The sequence below is a fragment of the Streptomyces synnematoformans genome (genome assembly GCF_039531005.1).
In the GTDB taxonomy this organism is placed as follows: Bacteria; Actinomycetota; Actinomycetes; order Streptomycetales; family Streptomycetaceae; genus Streptomyces; species Streptomyces synnematoformans.
In genome coordinates this window covers 1-2,916 of the sequence record NZ_BAAAPF010000522.1, presented here as the reverse complement: position 1 = coordinate 2,916, position 2,916 = coordinate 1, and the positions used below count along the sequence as shown (strand labels likewise).

The following is a 2,916-nucleotide window of genomic DNA, read 5'->3' as shown; positions in this document are numbered from 1 at the left end:
GGCGCGGGCCGGCCGGCCTCGGCACCGGGGCGCGGCGCGGGCTTGCGCTCCGCGGCCTGCTCGGGCTTGACGGGGGCGGGCTTCGCCGCGGGCGCGCCGGGCTTGGCGGCGGCCTTCTTCTTCGGCGCCGCGGGCTTGCCGGCGGGCTTGGCCGCGGCCGAGCCGTTGCCGGACTGGAATGCGTCAGTCAGTTTGCGTACGACCGGCGCCTCGATGGTCGAGGACGCCGAGCGGACGAATTCACCAAGTTCTTGGAGCTTGGCCATGACGACCTTGCTCTCGACTCCGAACTCCTTGGCGAGTTCGTATACCCGGACCTTAGCCACTTCGCTCCTTCTGGTCCGGGGGTGTCCGCCGGACCGTCGCTACTTCTGCATGGGCGTACTCATCGCGTACTCATCGAGTGCTCATCGCAATCTCGACCCACTTCCGACTCGCGAGGTACCTGGCCGCGCGGGGTTCCGCACGGCGCTCGTCTTCGTGCTGCTCATGTCTGCTCTGCCTCCACGGCCTGCGCCACGAAACGGTCCACGTCCGCGGTGCCGAGCGGGCCCCGGGCCCGCAGGGCCCGGACGAACGCCCGGCGGCGGACCGCCAGGTCGAGGCATGCCTTGACGGGGTGCAGATACGCGCCCCGGCCGGGCAGCGTACCGCGGGGATCGGGGACGCACGCGCCCCCGGCCTCCACCACACGCAGCAGATCGCCTTTGGTCGCCCGCACCCGGCACCCGACGCAGGTGCGCTCGGGGCAGGCCCGGGCGCGCGTCCGGCCAGACACGCTCAAGTCTACCTCCACGACCGACGGGCGCCCGCTCCGGGGGCCAATCGAACGGTTGTTTTTCCCAGGGCGAGAGGCAGCCCGGGGCCGGGCCCGACGATACGTGATCCGGTCCGGCCGGGGCGACCGGGTTTTCCGGGGGCCCGGCCGCGCGGCCTCCGGCCCGGCCCGCTCGGACACGCTGCCGCGACGACGCGCGGGAGGGCCGGCCGGGGTGGAGCCGACTGCCCCCGCGGATCCCGCACCACCCGACCCGGCCGCCGGGAGCGGCCGAAGCACCGCATCCGCGCGGCGGCCCCGCCGCCGACGCGGCGGCCCCGGGCAGCACCCCGGCGTATCCGGGGTCCCCGGGGCGGGCGCCCCGGGGGCTGCCGGCGCGGGCGTCAGCCCGCCGCCGGCTCCGTGTCCGGGCGGATGTCGATCCGCCAGCCGGTGAGCCGCGCCGCCAGCCGCGCGTTCTGGCCCTCCTTGCCGATCGCCAGCGACAGCTGGTAGTCCGGCACGGTCACGCGCGCCGAGCGCGCCGCCAGGTCCACGACGTCGACCTTGCTCACCCGCGCCGGCGACAGCGCGTTGGCGACCAGCTCCGCCGGCTCGTCGGACCAGTCGACGATGTCGATCTTCTCGCCGCCCAGCTCGGCCATCACGTTGCGCACGCGGCCGCCCATCGGCCCGATGCAGGCGCCCTTCGCGTTCAGCCCGGAGCGCGTGGACCGTACGGCGATCTTCGTACGGTGCCCGGCCTCGCGGGCGATGGCCGCGATCTCCACCGAGCCGTCGGCGATCTCCGGCACCTCCAGCGCGAAGAGCTTCTTCACCAGGTTCGGATGGGTGCGCGAGAGGGTCACGGACGGGCCGCGTACGCCCTTGGTCACCCGCACCACATACGTGCGCAGCCGGGTGCCGTGCTTGTACTCCTCGCCGGGCACCTGCTCCTGCACCGGCAGGATGGCCTCCAGCCGGCCGATGTCGACCAGCACGTTGTTGGGGTCCTTGCCCTGCTGGACGACGCCGGTGACGATGTCGCCCTCGCGGCCCGCGTACTCACCGAAGGTGACCTCCTCCTCGGCGTCCCGCAGCCGCTGGAGGATGACCTGCTTGGCGGTGGTCGCGGCGATCCGGCCGAAACCCGACGGGGTGTCGTCGAACTCGCGCGCCTCGCCGCCCTCCGGCACGTCGTCCGCGTCCTCCCGGGCCCACACCGTGACGTGCCCGGAGTCCCGGTTCAGCTCCACGCGGGCGTGCTGGCGGCTGCCCTCGGTGCGGTGGTAGGCGATGAGGAGGGCCGACTCGATGGCCTCGACCAGCAGGTCGAAGGAGATCTCCTTCTCCCGCACCAAGCCGCGCAGGGCACTCATATCGATGTCCACGGCTACGAGCCCTCCTCGTCCTTCGTCACCTTGCGGTTGAACTCGACCTCGACCCGGGCCCCGGCGATGTCGCCGAAGTCCAGCCGCCGGGCGGTGGGCCTACGACCCTTCACCCCCGGGACCTCAAGGTCCAGTCCCGCGTCGTCCACCGCGGTGATACGTCCCACGACTTCGCCGCCCTCCCGCAGCCGCACCTTGACCAGACGGCCCGCGGCACGACGGTAGTGGCGCGGCAGGGTCAGCGGACGGTCCGTACCCGGAGAGGTGACTTCCAGGACGTACGGACGGTCGCCCATCGCGTCGCTGGCGTCCAGCTCCTCCGCGACGCGCCGGCTCAGCTCCGCGCAGGTGTCCAGGCCCACGCCGCCGTCGGCGTCGACCACGACCCGCAGGACACGGCGCTTGCCCGCCGGGGTGAGCGCGATCTCCTCCAGGTCCAGGTCGCGTTCCTTGACGAGCGGCTCCAGCAGATCGCGCAGCCTCTCGTTCTGGGTGGTGCTCATCCGGGTGACTCCTCGGCCGCGTGTGCTGTTGTCTGCCGTCACGTGTCGGGTCAAAGGGTATCCGCTCCACGACCTGTGCGTTGCCCACCGGTACGCTCGGCTCGTGCGGATCAACGGACTCCCGGCGAGAAGGGCCGTGCTGGCCGGTGCCGCCGCGCTGGTCGCGGCAGGCACCACCACGGGCTGTTCCGGCGGCGACGACGGGGGCGACGGGGACACCGGCCCCGCCCACGCCGAACGGCTCCGGCGCCGGGCCGCGGCCGAG

The 2,916-nt window shown here is 73.4% G+C and carries 4 protein-coding genes; all 4 read right to left on the bottom strand.

Features of this window, described 5'->3' with window-relative positions:
* On the bottom strand, positions 1 to 326 hold a 326-nt coding region (locus ABD317_RS35425; protein WP_344295872.1), incomplete at its 3' end, for a translation initiation factor IF-2 N-terminal domain-containing protein.
* A 161-nt stretch (positions 327 to 487) separates the two neighbouring features.
* Positions 488 to 778, bottom strand: a complete 291-nt coding sequence (locus tag ABD317_RS35420; RefSeq protein WP_037782686.1) for a DUF448 domain-containing protein — start codon at positions 776 to 778, stop codon at positions 488 to 490.
* 383 nt (positions 779 to 1,161) lie between these two features.
* Complete coding sequence (gene nusA, locus ABD317_RS35415; RefSeq protein WP_027754906.1) at positions 1,162 to 2,148, bottom strand: transcription termination factor NusA; 987 nt, start codon at positions 2,146 to 2,148, stop codon at positions 1,162 to 1,164.
* Between the two features lie 2 nt (positions 2,149 to 2,150).
* The gene (gene rimP / locus ABD317_RS35410) at positions 2,151 to 2,651 is read right to left on the bottom strand and encodes a ribosome maturation factor RimP (protein ID WP_027754907.1); all 501 of its coding nucleotides are present in this window, start codon (positions 2,649 to 2,651) and stop codon (positions 2,151 to 2,153) included.
* Positions 2,652 to 2,916: the final 265 nt, after the last annotated feature.